Source organism: Pantoea sp. C2G6 (assembly GCF_051336815.1).
GTDB lineage: Bacteria > Pseudomonadota > Gammaproteobacteria > Enterobacterales > Enterobacteriaceae > Pantoea.
Genome location: NZ_JBGMNJ010000001.1, coordinates 452,621 through 470,378 on the forward strand (window position 1 = coordinate 452,621; position 17,758 = coordinate 470,378).

Consider the following 17,758-nt stretch of genomic DNA (forward strand, 5'->3'; position numbering starts at 1 on the left):
ACCATGAGGCAACGGCTGCTGGTGATAGGCAATGGCATGGCGGGGATGCAGATGGTCGAAAGCCTGCTGCAACGCGCGCCGCAGCGTTACGCCATTACGGTGATTGGCCGCGAGCCGCACGGCAACTACAACCGCGTGCTGCTCTCGCCGGTGCTGGCCGGTGAAACCTCCTTCAGTGAGACCCTGATCCACCATCACGACTGGTATCAGCAGCACGGTGTGACTCTGCTGAGCGGTGAGACGGTGCTGCGGATCAATCTGGCGGCGCGCACCGCAGAGACCGATCAGCGGCAGCTGACGTGGGATCGGCTGGTGTTCGCCACCGGTTCGCAGCCACGGCTGCCCGCCATTCCCGGCATCCACGCCGATCACGTGCTGGCTTTTCGCACCATTGCCGATGTCCGACGGCTGCTGGCCGGGCAGGGGCCGGTGGTGGTGCTGGGCGGCGGCTTTCTCGGCATTGAAGCGGCGGCGGCGCTGCGGGCGCGCGGGCGTGAGGTGACGCTGGTGCACCACAAACCCTGGCTGCTGGATCGCCAGCTGGATGCAAAGGCGGGCGAACTGCTGGCGACGGCGCTGCAACAGCGCGGCATCCGCTGTGAGCTGAACAGCGGGCTGCGGGCGATTGGCGCAGCGCAGGTCACGCTTGTTGATGGGCGTCAGCTGGCGGCCGGGCAGGTGGTGATGGCTATCGGCGTGGTGCCGGAGGTGGCGCTGGCGCAGGCGGCGGGGCTGCCGTGTCAGCGCGGCATTCTGGTGGATGGTCAGTTACGCAGCGCAGTGCCGGATGTCTATGCGCTGGGCGAATGCTGTGAGATCGCCGGTGAAACCTTTGGTCTGGTCGCACCCTGTCTGGCGCAGGCGCAGATTCTGGCGGCGCAGCTGGCGGGCGCGCCTGAGGCGGATTTCGTCAGTCAGCCGCTGGCGACCCGGCTGAAAGTCAGCGGTATTTCGCTGTTCAGTGCGGGCGATGTCAGTGAGGCCGACTCGATCAGCAGCTTTGATCCACTCTCCGGCGACTATCGCCGTCTCTTTCTGCGGCATGGCCGCCTCCATGGCGTGGTGCTGTCTGGCGATACCCGACAGGGCGCTGCGCTGCTGGCGCGACTGCAACGGGCTGACCCCGTCACGCTTAACGCCCTGTTCGATCCCGATCAACCTGAACCGCAGCCGCAGGCTGCACGGAATTCTGAGATGAGTAAACCCGTATTAGCCGTGATTGGTCACGGCATGGTCAGTCACCAGTTTCTTGAGCAGCTGGTCGCCCGGCAGTTACATCAGCACTATCACATTGTGGTCTATGGCGAAGAGCGCCAGCCGGCTTACGACCGCGTCCATCTGTCGGACTATTTCAACGGCAAAACGGCGGCGGATCTCTCACTGGTCAGCGCGGACTTTTTTGCTCTGCACGGCATTGAACTGCGCAGCGGCTGTCAGGTGGTGGCGATCGATCGGCCACAGCGCAGCCTGCGTGACAGCGCTGGCAACCAGCTGGCGTGGGATAAGCTGGTGCTGGCCACCGGATCGCGCGCCTTTGTGCCGCCGGTGCCGGGTCACGACGGCGACCGCTGCTTTGTCTACCGCACGCTGGACGATCTCGATGCCATCGCCGCCTGCGCCCGCCACAGTCAGCGCGGGGTGGTGATCGGTGGCGGATTGCTGGGTCTGGAAGCGGCTAACGCGCTGCGCCAGCTGGGGCTGGAGACCCATGTGGTGGAGTTTGCGCCGCGCCTGATGGCCGTTCAGCTCGATGAGGGCGGCGCCCTGATGCTGCGCCAGAAGATCGATGCGCTCGGCGTTACGGTACACACCGCGAAGCAGACCGAACAGATTGAGACTCAGCCGGACGGCAGCGTGCTGCTGCATTTTGCCGACGGTGGCACGCTGCACAGCGATCTGGTGCTGTTCTCGGCCGGTATCCGGCCGCGGGATGAGCTGGCGCGTGAGGCGGGGCTGACCATCGGACCGCGCGGCGGCATTGAGATTAACGATCGCTGCCAGACCAGCGATGACGATGTGTTCGCCATTGGTGAATGCGCGCTGTGGAACGGTCAGATCTTTGGTCTGGTGGCACCGGGCTACCAGATGGCGCGGGCGCTGGCCGCCCATCTGGCGGCGGAGCCGGGCGCGTTCAGCGGCGCGGATATGAGTACCAAGCTCAAGCTGCTGGGCGTGGAGGTGGCGTCGTTTGGTGATGCGCATGGCCGCACGCCAGGCAGTCAGAGTTATCACTGGACCGACGGGCCTAAAGGGATCTACAAGAAAATCGTGGTCTCGGCGGAGGGGACAAGGCTGCTGGGCGGGGTGCTGGTGGGTGACAGCAGCGACTACGCCACGCTGTTACAGATGATGCTGAACGCTTTACCCCTGCCCGCCGCGCCGGAGAGCCTGATCCTGCCGCTGCTGGCAGGCGCACCGGCCCGTGCGTCCGGCGTGGCGGCGCTGCCCGACAGCGCCCAGGTCTGCTCCTGTCAAAACGTCAGCAAAGGCGACATCTGCGCCGCCGTGAAAGATGGATGCAGTGAGATGAGCAGCATCAAAAGCTGCACCAAAGCCGCTACCGGCTGCGGCGGCTGTTCGGCGCTGGTGAAGCAGGTAATGGAGTATCAGCTGGAGAATCTCGGCGTCGAGGTGAAGAAGGATGTCTGCGACCACTTCAGCTATTCGCGACAGGAGCTTTATCACCTGGTGCGGGCGGGGGAGTTCCGCACCTTCGATGCGCTGCTGAGCGCGCACGGTAAAGGCGAGGGGTGTGAAGTGTGTAAACCGCTGGTGGCGTCGCTGCTCGCCTCCTGCTGGAACGACTATCTGCTGAAACCGGCCCATCTGCCGTTGCAGGACACCAACGATCGCTACTTCGCCAATATCCAGAAAGATGGCACCTACTCCGTGGTGCCGCGCGTGCCAGCGGGCGAGATTACGCCGCAGGGGCTGATCGCCATTGGCGAGGTGGCGGCGCGCTACGATCTCTACACCAAAATTACCGGCGGCCAGCGTATCGATCTGTTTGGTGCGCGGCTCGATCAGCTGCCCGAAATCTGGCAGACACTGCTGGAGGCGGGCTTTGAAACCGGCCACGCCTACGGCAAGTCGTTGCGTACCGTGAAGTCCTGTGTGGGATCAACCTGGTGCCGCTACGGCGTGCAGGATTCGACCGCCTTCGCCATCACGCTGGAGAACCGCTACAAGGGGCTGCGCGCACCGCACAAGATCAAGATGGCGGTCTCTGGCTGTACCCGCGAATGCGCGGAAGCGCAGAGCAAAGATATTGGGGTGATCGCCACCGAGAAGGGCTGGAATCTCTACGTCTGCGGCAACGGCGGCATGAAGCCGCGTCACGCCGATCTGTTTGCCAGCGATCTCGACGACACCACGCTGCTGCGTTATGTCGATCGCCTGCTGATGTTCTATATCCGCACCGCCGACCGGCTGCAACGCACCAGCGTGTGGCTGGATAATCTGGAGGGCGGCCTGGACTATCTGCGTCAGGTGGTGATTGAGGATAGCCTCGGGCTGGGGGCCACGCTGGAGCAGGAGATGCAGCGGGTGGTAGACGCTTACCAGTGCGAATGGCAGACCACGCTGGCCGACCCGTCGCGGCGCGCGCTGTTTACGCCGACGGTTAACAGCGATCGGCCCGATGAGACGCTGCACTACAGTCGGGTGCGCGGTCAGCGCCAGCCCGAAGCGGTGCCGGGACGCGCTCTGCTGCAACTGCCGGCCGAGCCGTGGAGCGCGGTCTGTACGCTGGAGTCGATTCCGCCGCAGGCGGGGATCGGGGCGCGGCTCGGCAGCGAGCGTGTCGCGCTGTTCCGCTTTGGCGATGCGCTCTATGCGCTGGAAGATCGGGAGCCCGGCAGCGAAGCCAGCGTGCTGTCACGCGGGATTCTGGGGGATGTCGGCGGCGAACCGGTGGTGATTTCGCCGCTCTACAAGCAGCGGATACGGCTGCGCGATGGCCAGAGCCTGGATAATCCGCAGCAGCAGCTACGCTGCTGGCCGGTGAAGCTGGAAGCGGGTCAGGTCTGGCTGGCTAACCGGCCGCTTAATCAGCTGGCGCAGGCATCATGAACAGCACCTGTCCCTATTGCGGCGTCGGCTGTGGCGTCTGCGTTACGCCGCAGGGATCTCATCAGGCCACCGTGATTGGCGATCCGCACCATCCCGCCAATGCGGGCCGGTTGTGTGTCAAAGGCGCGGCGCTGGGCGAGACGCTGACGCCGCAGGGCCGTCTGCTGACCGCCAGGGTTAACGGTCAGCAGGCTACTCTGGAGGCCGCGCTGGATGCGGCGGCGGCGGGCCTGCGGGCGGTGATCGATCGGTATGGTCCGCAGGCGGTGGCTTTTTACGGCTCCGGCCAGCTGCTGACTGAGGATTACTACGTCGCCAACAAGCTGATGAAGGGCTATATCGGGGCCGCCAATATCGATACCAATTCGCGGCTCTGTATGGCGTCGGCGGTGGTCGGTTATAAGCGGGCGCTGGGAGCGGATGCGGTGCCCTGCTGCTATGAGGATCTGGAGCAGGCCGATCTGGTGCTGCTGGTGGGATCGAATGCCGCCTGGGCCCATCCGGTGGTCTGGCAGCGGCTGATGCAGGCGAAGCTGCAACGTCCGGCGATGCGGGTTGTGGTGATCGATCCGCGTCGCACCGCGAGCGCTGATCAGGCCGATCTGCATCTGCCGCTGCGTCCCGGCAGCGATACGGTGCTGTTTTCCGGCCTGCTGCACTGGCTGGCGCAGCGGGGCGGTGTGGATGCGACGATGCTGCCGCATCTGAACGGGGTTGATGAGACGCTGGCGGCAGCGGCGGCGTGGGAGGTCGACCGCGTCGCGGCGGCGTGTGATCTGAGCGTGCAGCAGGTGACGCACTTTTTCCAGCTGTTCAGCCAGCACGATCGGGTGCTGACCCTGTGGTGTATGGGCATTAATCAGTCCGCCACCGGCAGCGACAATAACCAGGCGATGCTTAATCTGCATCTGCTGACCGGCAAAATCGGGCGCGTGGGCTGCGGGCCATTTTCGCTGACCGGACAGCCGAATGCGATGGGTGGACGTGAAGTGGGCGGGCTGGCGAATCAGCTGGCGGCGCACATGAGTTTTACTGACGCGGATTGCGATCGGGTGCAGCGTTTCTGGCGCAGTCCGACGATTGCCCGTGAACCGGGGCTGACCGCGCTGGATCTGTTCCGGGCGATTTCCGACGGCGAGGTGAAAGCGGTGTGGATTATGGGCACCAATCCGGCGGTGTCGATGCCGGAGGGCAACCGGGTGGCCCAGGCGCTGGCGGCCTGTCCGCTGGTGATCGTCTCTGATGTGATGGCGGATACCGATACCAGCGCCTTTGCCGATATTCAGCTGCCCGCCCAGGGGTGGGGTGAGAAGAACGGCACCGTGACCAATTCAGAGCGGCGGCTTTCCCGTCAGCGTGCCTTTGTGGTCGCGCCAGGCGATGCCCGACCTGACTGGTGGCTGCTGGCGCAGGTGGCGCAGCGGCTGGGCTTCAGTGAGGGATTCAGCTGGCAGCATCCGGCAGAGATTTTCCGCGAGCATGCGGTGCTGTCGGGTTTTGAGAACCGGGGGCAGCGGGCGTTTGATATTAGCGGGCTGGCACAGCTGAGCAACGCAGACTGGGAGGCGCTGCGGCCGGTTCAGTGGCCGGTTAACGCGGCGCATCCGCAGGGGTGCGCCCGGTTGTTCAGCGATCGACGCTTTTTTTATCCCGATGGTAAAGCGCGGCTCAGCGTTCCGGCTACTCCGGCGGTCGCGCCGCGTGACGCCGCCTATCCGCTGCTGATGAATACCGGCCGGGTGCGCGATCAGTGGCATACCATGACGCGCACCGGTCTGGTGCCGCGGCTGATGCAGCATTGTGATGAGCCGTTTGTGGCGCTGCATCCCGCTGATGCCGCGCACTATGGCGTGACGGTGGGGGGACTGGCGCGGGTGCAGTCGGTGCGGGGATGGATCAGCGGGCGGGTGCGGGTTGATGCCGGGCTGCGGCGCGGCGAGCTGTTTGTGCCGATGCACTGGAACCGGCAGTTCAGTCAGCAGAGTCATGTCGATATGCTGGTTGCCGGTCGCGCCTGTCCCTTTTCCGCTCAGCCCGCCCTGAAGCAGACGCCGGTGCGGGTTTTGCCGCTGGTGGTGGGCTGGCAGGGCTGGCTCTGGCAGCGGAAGATCGCGCAGCCTGCGGGGTTACGTTACTGGGCGCGCGTCCCTTATCCCACGGTGCAGCGTTACGTGGTGGCGGGCGAAGGGTCGCCGCAGGCGTGGCTGGCGGAGCATGTCGATGTTGCGGGCTGTGTGTTGCAGGTCGCGGCGGGCAGCGGCAGGGATTATCGTCTGCTGGCATGGCGCGACGGCGAGTTGCAGCTGGCCTTTTATGCGGCTGACGCGCTGCCGGCGCTGGATAGCGCTTTTGTTGCCGCCGCCTTTCGTGACGCGCCGCAGGATGCCAGCGGGCGGCATAGTGTGCTGGCGGGTCAGGCGGCGCAGGGCGGTACGGCGGGCCGGATTATCTGTAGTTGTATGGCGGTGGGTGAGCAGACGATTTTGCAGGCGGTGGCGCAGGGTTGTCGCACCACGCAGGCGCTGGGCGAGAGGCTTAAATGCGGCACGCAGTGTGGCTCCTGTATTCCAGAGCTGAAGCAGCTGTTGCTGTCCGATAAGGTAACGGAGGCGTAATGACACGAGCAATTGATTCTCTGGATAAGTTACTGGCCCCGGCGGGCGATGAGCCTCAGCAGGGTGCGGTGTGGCTGGTGGGTGCAGGTCCGGGCGATGTGGAGTTATTGACGGTTAAGGCGTTGCGGTTGCTGCATCGCGCTGAGGTGGTGGTGTATGACCGGCTGGTGAGTGAAGCGGTAATGGCGGAGGTGCCGGATAGCGCCTTGTGTATTGATGTGGGCAAGCAGCCGGGTCAGCACGGTCTGAAGCAGGCGCAGATTAATCAGTTGCTGGTGGATCTGGCGCGCAGCGGGCGCAATGTTATCCGGCTGAAGGGAGGCGATCCCTTTATTTTTGGTCGCGGTGGCGAGGAGATGGTGAGTGTGCAGCAGGCCGGGATTCGTTGTGAGGTGGTGCCGGGGATTACGGCGGCGGTGGGATGTGCCGCGGCCAGCGGGATCCCGCTGACGCATCGCGATTGCGCGCAGTCGTTACGGTTGATTACCGGGCATGGCCGCAGCGGGGAGCCGCAGCTGGATGACGTGGCGCTGGCGGCGGTGAATCAGACGCTGGTGTTTTATATGGGTCTGAGCTGGAGTGCGTCAATCAGTGCGCAGTTGCAGGCGCAGGGACGGAATGCGGAGACGCCGGTGGCGATTATTGAGAAGGGGACGCGGCCGGATCAACGGGTGTTGATTACCACGCTGGGCGGGCTGGCGGAGACGGTGGCGCGGGATAAGCCGGTTTCGCCGTCGTTGCTGGTGGTGGGTGAGGTGGTGAGGTTTTACCGGGCTGATTTGCAGCTGGGTGTGGGGGTGCAGGCGGCTGACCGGGGGTAGGGTGCGGCGGGCAGGGAAGAGCCGTCCGGTTGGCGGTGGTGCGCGCTGAGATCCGTGTCTGGCTGAGGTGCGTGTGCTGGAGTAAAGATCGGGGTGCTGACTGGGGATTATGTGCGGCGGACAGGAAAGAGCTGCCCGATCGCAAAGGACCCCGCATCCCTGCGAAGTGGGCTCGCCATCCCTGGCTCGCACACTTTGCTCTTCGGGCAGCGCTTTCCTGCCCGATTGACAGTGGTGCGCGCTGTGGTGAACTGCCAGGTTGGCGGTGGAGCGTACGGTAATGATCTGTCTGGCTGAGGTGCGCTTAGGGTGGAGGTGTCTGGACAAACATCTGTACACTTAGTGTGCCGCTAGTGCTGAGAGCGTATGAGATGCAGATTGCCAGAGCCGGATAAATCAGTACTGTCCGGCTCTTCAGAGGGTGATGATGCTAAAGGCCAATGATGACTTTTACCTTCGCGCGAATTTGCTGAAGTTCGCTTGCAGAGACGACGCCCTTTTTGGTCGCTCCCCTGACTTTCCAGGCGATACTTTTTATCTGATCGGATAATGCCACGCTGTTCTGTTCAGCGCTTAATGGCACCTCGAAGGGATAATTCTTTGACATGGTTGTACAGGGAACGCAGAGACAGAGGCCAGTCTTGTTGTTGTAGGCGAACGGGCTAAGCACCACAGCGGGTCGATGACCAGCCTGTTCGCTTCCTTTGGTAGGGTCAAAATCTACCCAGATGACATCTCCGGCATCAGGAACAAAGCGACTGACCATTTACCAAATCTCCTTCCCGACGGGTTCACCCCAGTCTACCGGGTCATGCAGGTTTTCCGGTGTCACACCCTCCAGGAGTGCTTCCAGAGAGTAACTGACTTCCTGTTTTACGGGTTCAATAATGAGTTTCCCTTCGACCAGGTCAATCCTGATTTCATCATCAATTTTGAGATTAAGCGCCTGCATCAGCGTCACCGGAATACGCACGGCGGGTGAGTTACCCCAGCGTTTAACATTTCCACGGATCATTTAGTCTGCCTCCGGTTAGGTTACACAATGGTGATACATGCTAGCGCAATATACATTGTATACACAAGCTGAAAGGGCGTGTAGGGGAGAATTTGTGGCTGGGGCAATGGAGATTACGTGTGGCGGGCAGGAAAGATCCGCCCGGTTGGTGGTGGTGCGCGCTGTGGTGAACTACCCGGTTGGCGGTGGTGCGCGCTGTAACTGCCCGGTTGGCGGTGATGCGCGCTGTAGTGGGTGCGATGGTGCGGTGGGTTGCCGTGGCGGGGCGATGATCGTTTCAGGCAGAGGTCGCCTGGCGTTACATCGCCCTTTTCAATGGCAGCGGGGCGACCAGCACCTTCACCCCCAACGACTCGAACGCTTTTACCTGCGCTGGCGTGATGCCGCTGTCGGTGATCAGATAGTGAATATTGCTCCAGTCACAGGGCAGTGCGAACATCGATACCTTGTCGATTTTACTGGAGTCTGCCACCACGTAGACCGTGCTGGCGGATTTGATCATCGCCAGTTTCACTTTGATGTCGGTTTCGCTGGGAAAACTCAGGCCGAGGCGCGGCGAGATACAGGCGGTCGCCAGGAAGAGCTTTTCCGCCAGCACGTTTTCAAAGAAGCTGGCCGCTTTTTCGCCCGAGGTGGAGAGCGTCGGAAACTTAAAGGTGCCGCCGGTGAGGAGGATATTGATCCCCGGCTCGCCACCCAGCTTCAGGGCGATATTTACCGCAGTCGTGACCACCGACAGCCGGCGAATGTGGCTGATCGCCTCGGCAATGGCGGTGGTGGTGGTGCCGGAATCGAAAATCACCGTGTCACCATTTTCGATATGCTGCGCCGCCAGTCGGCCAATCGCCTCTTTCTCTTCCAGATGGGTCTGCCGCTCCAGCAGCATCGCGCCGCTGTTCTGCTTGCCGGTCATCAGGGTCGCGCCACCGTGATAGCGCTGCACAAAGCCCTGTTTTTGCAGCATACGCAGGTCGCTGCGCAATGTGGCTTCGGTCAGCCCGAAGGTTTCCGTCAGGGCCTTAACCGTGACCGTGCCATCCTCGCGGATCATCTCCAGAATTTTCTCGCGGCGTTGCTGCATGTCAGCGAACTGCTCACTCTTGCTTTTCAATCGAAATGCTCCCTTTTCCAATCACTTGAGGGTCGGGCGAAGAAGGTCTCTGTCGCTGAGTTTAACGCGCGATTTTTATGAATGCGAGATAGCCAGGGGCGGGTTTCATTTTCGAACGAAAATTAAATTACGCAGCCTGTTGAATTGTTCGCGCTTTCTGAAAGTCAGGCGAGCGGCTTTATTACCGGATTGCAGGCCAGATCACGTCTTTTCAAACAGATAACCCGCTTTGACAGGCAGATGGTCGAAATTTGATCTGCTCCACACATCATTTCTTTTCGATAGCATATATTTTTGTTCGAAAATGAGTGTGTCAATGACGGCAATAAAAATCTGAGGGGAAGAGAGGGATGAGTGGTGAATATGACGTAAACCTGCGCTACGGCGTGGATACCGCACTGAGTCTGGCCGACAAGGTGGCGGTGGTGACCGGCGGGCTGGGCGGCATTGCGATGGCGACCAATGGCATGTTGCTGGAAAAGGGCGCGCGGCTGGCTCTGCTTTATCCGCCGTTTGAAGCTGAGAAAGTCGCCAGCCTGCGGGCCGACTTCGCCGCCGACCAGGTGCAGTTTGTCTGCTGTGATGTGACCGATCCCGCTTCCGTTGATCAGGCTTTCGCAGAGGTCATCTCCCACTATGGCCGCATCGATATTCTGGTGAACTGCGCGGGCTACGTGATGTTGCAGCCGGTGATTGAAACCGACTTTGCCGAGTGGCAAAAGCAGATCGCCGTCAATCTGACCGGGCCGTTCCTCTGCTCGCAGGCGGCTGCCCGCCAGATGATCGCGGCCGGACAGGGCGGCAAAATCATTAATATCGCCTCTCAGGCGGCCTCTATCGCCATTGATAACCATGTCGCCTACACCTCGGCCAAAGCGGGTCTGCTCGGCATGACGAAGGTGATGGCCAAAGAGTTTGCCCCGCACCGTATCAATGTCAACACCCTGTCACCCACCGTGGTGCTGACGCCGATGGGCGAAAAAGCCTGGCGCGGTGAAAAGGGCGAGCAGATGAAAAAGCTGATCCCGCTGGGTCGCTTTGCTTATACCGATGAGATCGCCGCCGCGGTGCTGTTTTTCGCCAGCAACGGCAGCGACATGATCACCGGCGCTGATTTGATGATCGATGGTGGCTTCACCATCTGGTAAGGCCAATCCAACACCCGGGAATGCATACCCTGCCATAACGATAAGAGAGAACATCATGAAAAACCGTACCCTGCTCTGTAGTGCCGTGGCTGCCTGTCTGATTTCACAGGCGGCGTTCGCCGTCGAAAAAGGCACCATTATGATTCTGGTTAACTCACTCGATAACCCCTATTACGCCTCTGAAGCCAAAGGCGCCAACCTCAAAGCGCAGGCGCTGGGCTACAAAACCTCGGTGCTGTCGCACGGCGAAGATGTGAAGAAGCAGAGCGAACTGATCGACGCCGCCATTGGCAAGAAAGTGCAGGGTATCGTGCTGGATAACGCCGACTCCACCGCCAGCGTGGCGGCGATTAAAAAGGCCAAAGATGCCGGTATTCCGGTGGTGCTGATTAACCGTGAAATTCCGGTGGATGACGTGGCGCTGGCGCAGATTACCCATAACAACTTTCAGGCGGGCTCAGACGTGGCCAACGTCTTTGTGGAGAAGATGGGCGAGAAGGGAAAATATGCCGAGCTGACCTGTAACCTGGCCGACAACAACTGCGTGACGCGCTCGAAGTCGTTCCATCAGGTGCTGGATCAATATCCCGATATGCAGAGCGTGGCGCGTCAGGATGCCAAAGGCACGCTGATTGACGGCAAACGCATTATGGACAGCATTTTGCAGGCGCACCCGGATGTCAAAGGGGTGATCTGCGGTAACGGGCCGGTGGCGCTGGGCGCGATTGCCGCGCTGAAAGCGGCTGGTCGCAACGATGTGATCGTGGTGGGCATTGATGGCAGTAACGATGAACGCGATGCGGTGAAAGCGGGCACGCTGAAAGCCACGGTGATGTTGCAGGCGCAGGCGATTGCCGCCGAAGGCGTCACCGATCTCGATAATTATATCCAGAAGGGCGTGAAACCAGAGAAGCAGCGCGTAATGTTCCGCGGCATTCTGATTACCCCGGAAAACGCCAAAGGCGTGCAGGACTTTAACTACAAGTCGTAATTAACCGCTGTCGCGCCCGCGAAAGCGGGCGCCAGGGAGAAGAAGATGTCCCGAAGAGTCTGGCTGACACTGGTGGTCATGGTGCTGAGCGGCTGCCGAATCGTGTCGCAGCAGGAGCTGGCTGACCTGAAGAATCCCCCCAATCCGACGATGGCCAATATCGATCAACTCTGGCAGCAGAAGCTGGTGCCGCAAATCCAGGCGGAGGCCAGGCCGCTGGCCACGCTGCTGAAGTCACTGCAATCGGCCAACGATTTTGACAGTGCCTGTCACACCTACGGCTATCGCAGTCAGGCGGAGAATCCCTGTGTCTTTAGCGTCTCGGTGCGCGGCGATGTGACCGCGGTAAACACCACTTCACGCAGCGGCAGGATGAGCGTGAAGGATGAATCAGGTGACACTGTCACAATTCAGGTCGGGCCGATTATTCGCGGTACGGCGCTGCGTGATGCTTACAAAGGCGCGAGCTATCAGGATTTCAACGACCAGGTGCTGTTTGGTGAATATGGCAAAGCGATTAACCAGCACGCCGCCAGCCTGATGCAGCAGTTCGCACCGAAGGTGGGTGACAAGGTGGTGGTCTCCGGCGTCTTCAGCAGCTGGGACATTCCTCAGCAGCTGCCGGACATTACCCCGGCTGCCATTACCCGGCAATAAGGAGCGGCAGATGCCCAATTCCGAACCGCAACAGGCCAGCGATGTGATTATCGAAACCCGCAACGTGTCGCGCCTCTATCCCGGCGTGACCGCGCTCGATCAGGTCAATTACCGGGTCTACCGCAATAAAGTGAACGTGTTAATCGGTGAGAACGGGGCCGGGAAGTCGACCATGATGAAGATGCTGGCTGGCGTGGAGACCCCCTCATCGGGCGAGATCCTGCTGGACGGTAAGGTAGTGTCGCTGAACTCTACCCATCAGGCGGAGCAGCAGGGGATCAGCATCATCTTTCAGGAGCTGAACCTGTTTCCCAACATGAACGTGATGGACAACATTTTTATCGCCAACGAGTTTTTCCAGCGCGGGGTGATCAATGAAAAGTATCAGTACGCGCTGGCGAAATCGCTGCTGGAGCGGTTGCAGCTGGATGTCGATCCCTATGCCCCGCTGGGCGAGCTGGGTATCGGCCATCAGCAGCTGGTTGAGATCGCCAGGGCGCTGTCGAAAGATACCCGGGTGCTGATCATGGATGAGCCGACCAGCGCGCTGAGCCAGTCGGAAGTGAAGGTGCTGTTTAACGTGATTGAGCAGCTGAAACGGCGCGGCGTCACCATTATATACATCTCTCACCGGCTGGAAGAGCTGATGGAGATTGGCGATCACATCACTATTTTCCGCGATGGCCGCTTTATCAGTGAGCGTGAGGTGCGCGACGCCAGCGTGCCGTGGATTATCGCCCAGATGGTGGGCGACAAGAAAAAGCAGTTCGACTATCAGCCAGCCCCGCAGGGGGAGACGGTGTTGCAGGTCGAGGGCCTGACCGCGCTGCACCAGAACGGCGGTTACAGACTCAACCAGGTCACTTTTAGCCTGCGTAAAGGCGAGGTGATCGGCATTTATGGCCTGCTGGGGGCCGGACGCACCGAGCTGTTTAAGGGGCTGATCGGGCTGATGCCCTGCCAGTCGGGACAGGTGCGGCTGGCGGGGCAGGATCTGGCCAGGCGCAGCTTTCAGCAGCGCCTGAAAAGCGGGATTGCGCTGGTACCGGAAGATCGCAAAGGCGAAGGGGTGGTTGAGCTGATGTCGATTACCGCCAATATGACGCTTTCTGACTTCAGCCTGCGCGGTTTCCGTCGGGCGCTGGCACCGCTTAACCCTGGCCGGGAGCAGCGGCGGGTCAGTGAGATGATTGGTCATCTGGCGATCAAGGTCAGCGATCCTGAGCTGCCGGTGACGGCGCTGAGCGGCGGCAATCAGCAGAAGGTGGTGCTGGGCAAAGCGCTGATGACCGGCCCGCAGGTGGTGTTGCTGGATGAGCCGACGCGCGGCATCGATGTTGGCGCGAAAACCGACGTCTATCACCTGATTGGCACGCTGGCGCAACAGGGGCTGGCAGTGATGTTCTCCTCATCGGAACTGGATGAGGTGATGGCACTGGCGGACCGCATTTTAGTGATGGCCGATGGCCGGATAACTGCCGATCTGCCGCGCGCAGCGGCGACGCGAGAACAGCTGATCGCGGCATCAACCCCACAGGATTAAGCTGGCCGGAGAATGTCATGAACCAGAAATATCTGCTCTATATGTACCTGCTGAAGGCGCGGACCTTTATCGCGCTGCTGATTGTGGTCAGCTTTTTCAGCGTGATGGTGCCCAATTTTCTTACCCCCTCCAATCTGCTGATCATGACGCAGCATGTGGCGATCACCGGGCTGCTGGCGATCGGCATGACGCTGGTGATCCTCACCGGCGGTATCGATCTGTCGGTGGGCGCGGTCGCCGGGATCTGCGGCATGGTGGCGGGGGCGCTGCTGACTAATGGCATCCCGTTGTGGGGTGGCAATACGCTGTTCCTTAACGTGCCGGAGGTGATCCTGGTGGTGGCGATCTTCGGCGTGCTGGTGGGACTGATTAACGGCACGGTGATCACCCGGCTGGGCGTCGCCCCCTTTATCTGCACCCTGGGGATGATGTACGTGGCGCGCGGTGCGGCGTTGCTGTTCAACGACGGCGGCACCTACGCCAACCTGGTCGGACTGCCCGCGCTCGGCAACACCGGCTTTGCGCTGCTCGGCTCCGGCACGGTGCTGGGGGTCTATATCCCGATCTGGCTGATGATTGGCTTTCTGCTGCTCGGCCTCTACCTGACGCGCAAAACCCCGCTGGGGCGTTATATCTACGCCATCGGCGGCAACGAGTCAGCCGCCCGGCTGGCGGGCGTGCCGATTATCAAGGTCAAAATTTTTGTCTACGCCTTCTCCGGCCTGTGCGCCGGTCTGGTCGGGCTGGTGGTGGCCTCGCAGTTGCAGACCGCGCACCCGATGACCGGCAACATGTTTGAGATGGACGCCATCGGCGCGACGGTGCTGGGCGGCACCGCGCTGGCGGGCGGACGTGGCCGGGTCTCCGGCTCGATTATTGGCGCTTTCGTTATCGTCTTCCTGGCGGATGGCATGGTGATGATGGGCGTCAGCGATTTCTGGCAGATGGTGATCAAAGGGCTGGTGATTGTGACTGCGGTGGTGATCGACCAGTTCCAGCAGCGTCTGCAAAGTAAAGTGGTGCTGTTGCGTCGCCATGAAAAAAAGCAGCAGGCGGCACCGCTCCCTGATGTTGGTCACAGTTAACAGGAGTCATTATGTCCCAGGATGCAAAGGAAAAAACAGTGGTGATCACCGGTGCCTGTCGCGGCATCGGTGCCGGGATCGCGGCGCGTTTCGCCCGCGACGGTGCCAGGCTGGTGATGGTCTCAGACAGCGATCGGGTGTTCGCTACCGCCGACCAGCTTCAGCAGCAGTACGGCAGTGAAATTCTGGCGCTACAGGTCGATGTCACTGATGAAACGGCGGTGCAGCAGCTCTATCAGCAGGCCGTTGCGCGCTTTGGACAGATCGACGTCTCAATCCAGAACGCGGGGGTAATCACCATCGACCGCTTCGACACCATGCCAAAGAGTGATTTCGAGCGGGTGCTGGCGGTCAACACCACCGGCGTCTGGCTCTGCTGCCGCGAAGCGGCGAAGTATATGGTGCAGCAGCGGCGCGGCAGCCTGATCAATACCTCATCGGGCCAGGGGCGGCAGGGTTTTATCTACACGCCGCACTACGCCGCCAGCAAAATGGGGGTGATCGGTATTACCCAGAGTCTGGCGCTGGAGCTGGCACCCTGGAATATCACGGTCAACGCCTTCTGTCCCGGCATCATTGAGAGTGAGATGTGGGATTACAACGATCGCGTCTGGGGGGAGATCCTCAGCAGCGCGGAGAAAACCTACGGCAAAGGGGAGCTGATGGCGGAGTGGGTGAAAAATATTCCGCTGAAGCGCGCCGGTCAGCCGGAGGATGTCGCGGGGCTGGTGGCGTTTCTCGCTTCGGAAGATGCGCGCTATATCACCGGGCAGACCATCAACGTCGATGGCGGTTTAATCTTCTCCTGATGGTGGCGGCGTCACGCAGCGCCGGCCTCTGCTGGCTCAGATTTCTCTGTCATATGCACATTTAGCTCCTGCTGTCCTGCATCACCGTCACAATATGTTAAGGTAAATGCTGACGATTTTTTTTACCGCAGCCGCACAGGCAAACCTTAATCTATCTGCCGGATGACATGATACGCAAAACGGGAGTTGTTTTTTTAACCGCGCTATCACTGACTGTGATGCAGAGCGCGCGCGCCTTACAGAGCGAAACCAGGGTGTCAGAGACGCCCTTTGACGATCCGGCGCGCTACAGCCAGTCGCTGCCGACGCTGGGCAGTGCCAGCGAGCAGGATGACGAGTGGAGTAAAAAGCTGGCGTCGGTGGCTAAAAGTATTGGTGAAGCCAGTAATAACAGTGACAGCAACGTCACCTTCGGGCAGCAGGCGGGCGTCTGGGCCTTTAATCATCTGCGCGATGAAGTCGCCGATCGGGTTGAGAGTGAAGGGCAGTCACTGCTTTCACCCTACGGCACCGCGCAGCTTGATCTGAAGGTGGACATGAACGGCAATTTCACCGGCAGCGGCGGCGATCTCTTCAGCGCGCTGGCCGATGAGAACAGCCTGCTCACCTTCAGCCAGCTCGGGGTGCACGATAACGGCGATGGGCTGGTCGGCAATGCGGGCCTGGGACAGCGCTGGGAGGCGGGCAGCTGGCTGCTGGGCTACAACGGTTTTGTTGATCGCATCTTCAGCAGCGGTTTACAGCGCGCGTCGCTGGGCACCGAGGCGTGGAGTGATTCGATGCGACTGTCAGCCAACTACTATATGCCGCTCTCCGGCTGGCGGAATCTCGGTGACTCCCGGCAGCAGCGTATGGCGCGCGGCTATGACATCACCAGCCAGAGCTACCTGCCGTTTTATCGTCAGCTCGGCGTTTCGGTAAGTTACCAGCAATATCTCGGCAATAACGTCGATCTGTTTAACAGTGGCAATCGCTACCATAATCCTTCCGCCATGTCGTTTGGCCTCTCATATACCCCGGTGCCGCTGGTGACGCTCTCGGCGACCCACAAAACCAGCAGCGCCGGTGAGAGCCAGGATCAGCTGGGGCTGAAGCTCAACTACCGCTTCGGCGTCGCCCTGCGCCGCCAGCTGGATGCCAATAACGTCGCTGAAGCGCGCTCGCTGCGCGGCAGTCGTTACGATACCGTGACCCGCAGTGATACGCCGGTGCTCGCCTTCCGTCAGCGCAAAACCCTGTCGGTGTTCCTGGCGACGCCGCCGTGGCAACTCAGCAGCGGGGAAAGTCTGCCGCTGAAGTTGCAGGTGCGCGCCAGTAATCCGATCAGGGCGGTCAGCTGGCAGGGCGATACCCAGGCGCTGAGCCTGACGCCACCGGCTGATAACGCGGATCCGCAGGGCTGGAGTGTGATCTTACCGCAGTGGGACCCGTCACCGGATGCCAGCAACGAATATCGTCTGTCGGTGACGCTGGAGGATAGCAAGCAGCAGCGCGTGACCTCTAACTGGATCACCCTGAAAATCCAGCCACCGATGGCGGCCGAGCAGGACGATCGTTATGATCTGATGGCCCCGAGCGGGGCGGCGCTGTAGCGCGCCATGAGGAGAGGGCGGAAAGGGAAAGCCGTGCTTCAGCAGGGCGAGCCGCGTCTCAGTTGACGGTCGCCATCACAATGCGTACCGCCCGCGAGTAAACTTCCCGCTGACCGTTGACCGACTGCGCTTCCTGCTGTTGCAGAAATGCCACGATCTCCTTTACGCCCGCGCTGTGACCTGACTTCAGCAGGTATGAGACCGCATGGCCGACAACGGCATGGATCTCATCCATGTCATCTGGTTTATCAATGCCCAATCGTCCCTCCCGCGCAACAGTCTGGCTGAACAGCACCGGCA

At 61.0% G+C, this 17,758-nt stretch carries 14 protein-coding genes; 10 read left to right on the plus strand and 4 right to left on the minus strand.

The window, feature by feature from the left end; translation table 11 throughout:
- The first annotated feature begins 3 nt into the window (after positions 1 to 3).
- Genes nirB through cobA form a run of 3 tightly spaced genes read left to right on the plus strand, consistent with a single transcriptional unit; the run spans position 4 to position 7,507 of the window.
- Positions 4 to 4,071 carry a nitrite reductase large subunit NirB gene (gene nirB, locus ACCW71_RS02185; RefSeq protein ID WP_436369337.1) on the plus strand — a complete coding sequence of 1,356 codons (4,068 nt, stop codon included), beginning with the start codon at positions 4 to 6 and terminating at the stop codon, positions 4,069 to 4,071.
- Entirely contained in the window at positions 4,068 to 6,686 is a 2,619-nt protein-coding gene (locus ACCW71_RS02190) for a nitrate reductase (RefSeq protein WP_436369339.1), read from the plus strand. The genes nirB and ACCW71_RS02190 overlap by 4 nt, the downstream gene beginning before the upstream one ends.
- Positions 6,686 to 7,507: a uroporphyrinogen-III C-methyltransferase gene (gene cobA, locus ACCW71_RS02195; RefSeq protein ID WP_436369340.1), complete on the plus strand. Its 822-nt coding sequence runs from the start codon at positions 6,686 to 6,688 to the stop codon at positions 7,505 to 7,507. The genes ACCW71_RS02190 and cobA overlap by 1 nt, the downstream gene beginning before the upstream one ends.
- 430 nt (positions 7,508 to 7,937) lie before the next feature.
- On the opposite strand, the gene mazF is transcribed toward cobA, so the two are convergent.
- The 3 genes from mazF to ACCW71_RS02210 form a co-directional block, all read right to left on the minus strand.
- Positions 7,938 to 8,273: an endoribonuclease MazF gene (gene mazF / locus ACCW71_RS02200; protein ID WP_436369341.1), complete on the minus strand. Its 336-nt coding sequence runs from the start codon at positions 8,271 to 8,273 to the stop codon at positions 7,938 to 7,940.
- A complete protein-coding gene (gene mazE / locus ACCW71_RS02205) occupies positions 8,274 to 8,522 on the minus strand; it encodes a type II toxin-antitoxin system antitoxin MazE (protein ID WP_436369342.1) in 249 nt (82 codons plus the stop codon).
- Positions 8,523 to 8,820: 298 nt separating this feature from the next.
- Positions 8,821 to 9,633: a DeoR/GlpR family DNA-binding transcription regulator gene (locus tag ACCW71_RS02210; protein WP_436369344.1), complete on the minus strand. Its 813-nt coding sequence runs from the start codon at positions 9,631 to 9,633 to the stop codon at positions 8,821 to 8,823.
- A gap of 350 nt (positions 9,634 to 9,983) precedes the next feature.
- Here ACCW71_RS02210 and ACCW71_RS02215 point away from each other — a divergent pair, with 350 nt between their 5' ends.
- The 7 genes from ACCW71_RS02215 to ACCW71_RS02245 all read left to right on the plus strand — a co-directional run bounded on the left by ACCW71_RS02215 (position 9,984) and on the right by ACCW71_RS02245 (position 17,458).
- A complete protein-coding gene (locus ACCW71_RS02215; protein ID WP_436369345.1) occupies positions 9,984 to 10,781 on the plus strand; it encodes a GolD/DthD family dehydrogenase in 798 nt (265 codons plus the stop codon).
- Between the two features lie 55 nt (positions 10,782 to 10,836).
- Positions 10,837 to 11,772 carry a D-ribose ABC transporter substrate-binding protein gene (locus ACCW71_RS02220; RefSeq protein WP_436369347.1) on the plus strand — a complete coding sequence of 312 codons (936 nt, stop codon included), beginning with the start codon at positions 10,837 to 10,839 and terminating at the stop codon, positions 11,770 to 11,772.
- 45 nt (positions 11,773 to 11,817) lie between these two features.
- Positions 11,818 to 12,429: a DUF2291 family protein gene (locus ACCW71_RS02225; RefSeq protein ID WP_436369348.1), complete on the plus strand. Its 612-nt coding sequence runs from the start codon at positions 11,818 to 11,820 to the stop codon at positions 12,427 to 12,429.
- A 10-nt stretch (positions 12,430 to 12,439) separates the two neighbouring features.
- The gene (locus ACCW71_RS02230; RefSeq protein ID WP_436369350.1) at positions 12,440 to 13,972 is read left to right on the plus strand and encodes a sugar ABC transporter ATP-binding protein; all 1,533 of its coding nucleotides are present in this window, start codon (positions 12,440 to 12,442) and stop codon (positions 13,970 to 13,972) included.
- Between the two features lie 17 nt (positions 13,973 to 13,989).
- Entirely contained in the window at positions 13,990 to 15,057 is a 1,068-nt protein-coding gene (locus tag ACCW71_RS02235) for an ABC transporter permease (protein ID WP_436369352.1), read from the plus strand.
- 11 nt (positions 15,058 to 15,068) lie between these two features.
- Positions 15,069 to 15,866 carry an SDR family oxidoreductase gene (locus tag ACCW71_RS02240; protein WP_436369354.1) on the plus strand — a complete coding sequence of 266 codons (798 nt, stop codon included), beginning with the start codon at positions 15,069 to 15,071 and terminating at the stop codon, positions 15,864 to 15,866.
- A 167-nt stretch (positions 15,867 to 16,033) separates the two neighbouring features.
- Positions 16,034 to 17,458: a YchO/YchP family invasin gene (locus ACCW71_RS02245; protein ID WP_436369355.1), complete on the plus strand. Its 1,425-nt coding sequence runs from the start codon at positions 16,034 to 16,036 to the stop codon at positions 17,456 to 17,458.
- Between the two features lie 58 nt (positions 17,459 to 17,516).
- On the opposite strand, the gene ACCW71_RS02250 is transcribed toward ACCW71_RS02245, so the two are convergent.
- Positions 17,517 to 17,717: a hypothetical protein gene (locus ACCW71_RS02250; RefSeq protein WP_436369357.1), complete on the minus strand. Its 201-nt coding sequence runs from the start codon at positions 17,715 to 17,717 to the stop codon at positions 17,517 to 17,519.
- Positions 17,718 to 17,758: the final 41 nt, after the last annotated feature.

Excerpts from the sequence above, each read along its gene's own strand:
- nirB (WP_436369337.1), top strand. The coding sequence starts at position 4 with ATGAGGCAACGGCTGCTGGTGATAGGCAATGGCATGGCGGGGATGCAG.
- ACCW71_RS02190 (WP_436369339.1), top strand. The coding sequence starts at position 4,068 with ATGAACAGCACCTGTCCCTATTGCGGCGTCGGCTGTGGCGTCTGCGTT.
- cobA (WP_436369340.1), top strand. The coding sequence starts at position 6,686 with ATGACACGAGCAATTGATTCTCTGGATAAGTTACTGGCCCCGGCGGGC.
- mazF (WP_436369341.1), bottom strand. The coding sequence starts at position 8,273 with ATGGTCAGTCGCTTTGTTCCTGATGCCGGAGATGTCATCTGGGTAGAT.
- mazE (WP_436369342.1), bottom strand. The coding sequence starts at position 8,522 with ATGATCCGTGGAAATGTTAAACGCTGGGGTAACTCACCCGCCGTGCGT.
- ACCW71_RS02215 (WP_436369345.1), top strand. The coding sequence starts at position 9,984 with ATGAGTGGTGAATATGACGTAAACCTGCGCTACGGCGTGGATACCGCA.
- ACCW71_RS02220 (WP_436369347.1), top strand. The coding sequence starts at position 10,837 with ATGAAAAACCGTACCCTGCTCTGTAGTGCCGTGGCTGCCTGTCTGATT.
- ACCW71_RS02225 (WP_436369348.1), top strand. The coding sequence starts at position 11,818 with ATGTCCCGAAGAGTCTGGCTGACACTGGTGGTCATGGTGCTGAGCGGC.
- ACCW71_RS02230 (WP_436369350.1), top strand. The coding sequence starts at position 12,440 with ATGCCCAATTCCGAACCGCAACAGGCCAGCGATGTGATTATCGAAACC.
- ACCW71_RS02235 (WP_436369352.1), top strand. The coding sequence starts at position 13,990 with ATGAACCAGAAATATCTGCTCTATATGTACCTGCTGAAGGCGCGGACC.
- ACCW71_RS02240 (WP_436369354.1), top strand. The coding sequence starts at position 15,069 with ATGTCCCAGGATGCAAAGGAAAAAACAGTGGTGATCACCGGTGCCTGT.
- ACCW71_RS02245 (WP_436369355.1), top strand. The coding sequence starts at position 16,034 with ATGATACGCAAAACGGGAGTTGTTTTTTTAACCGCGCTATCACTGACT.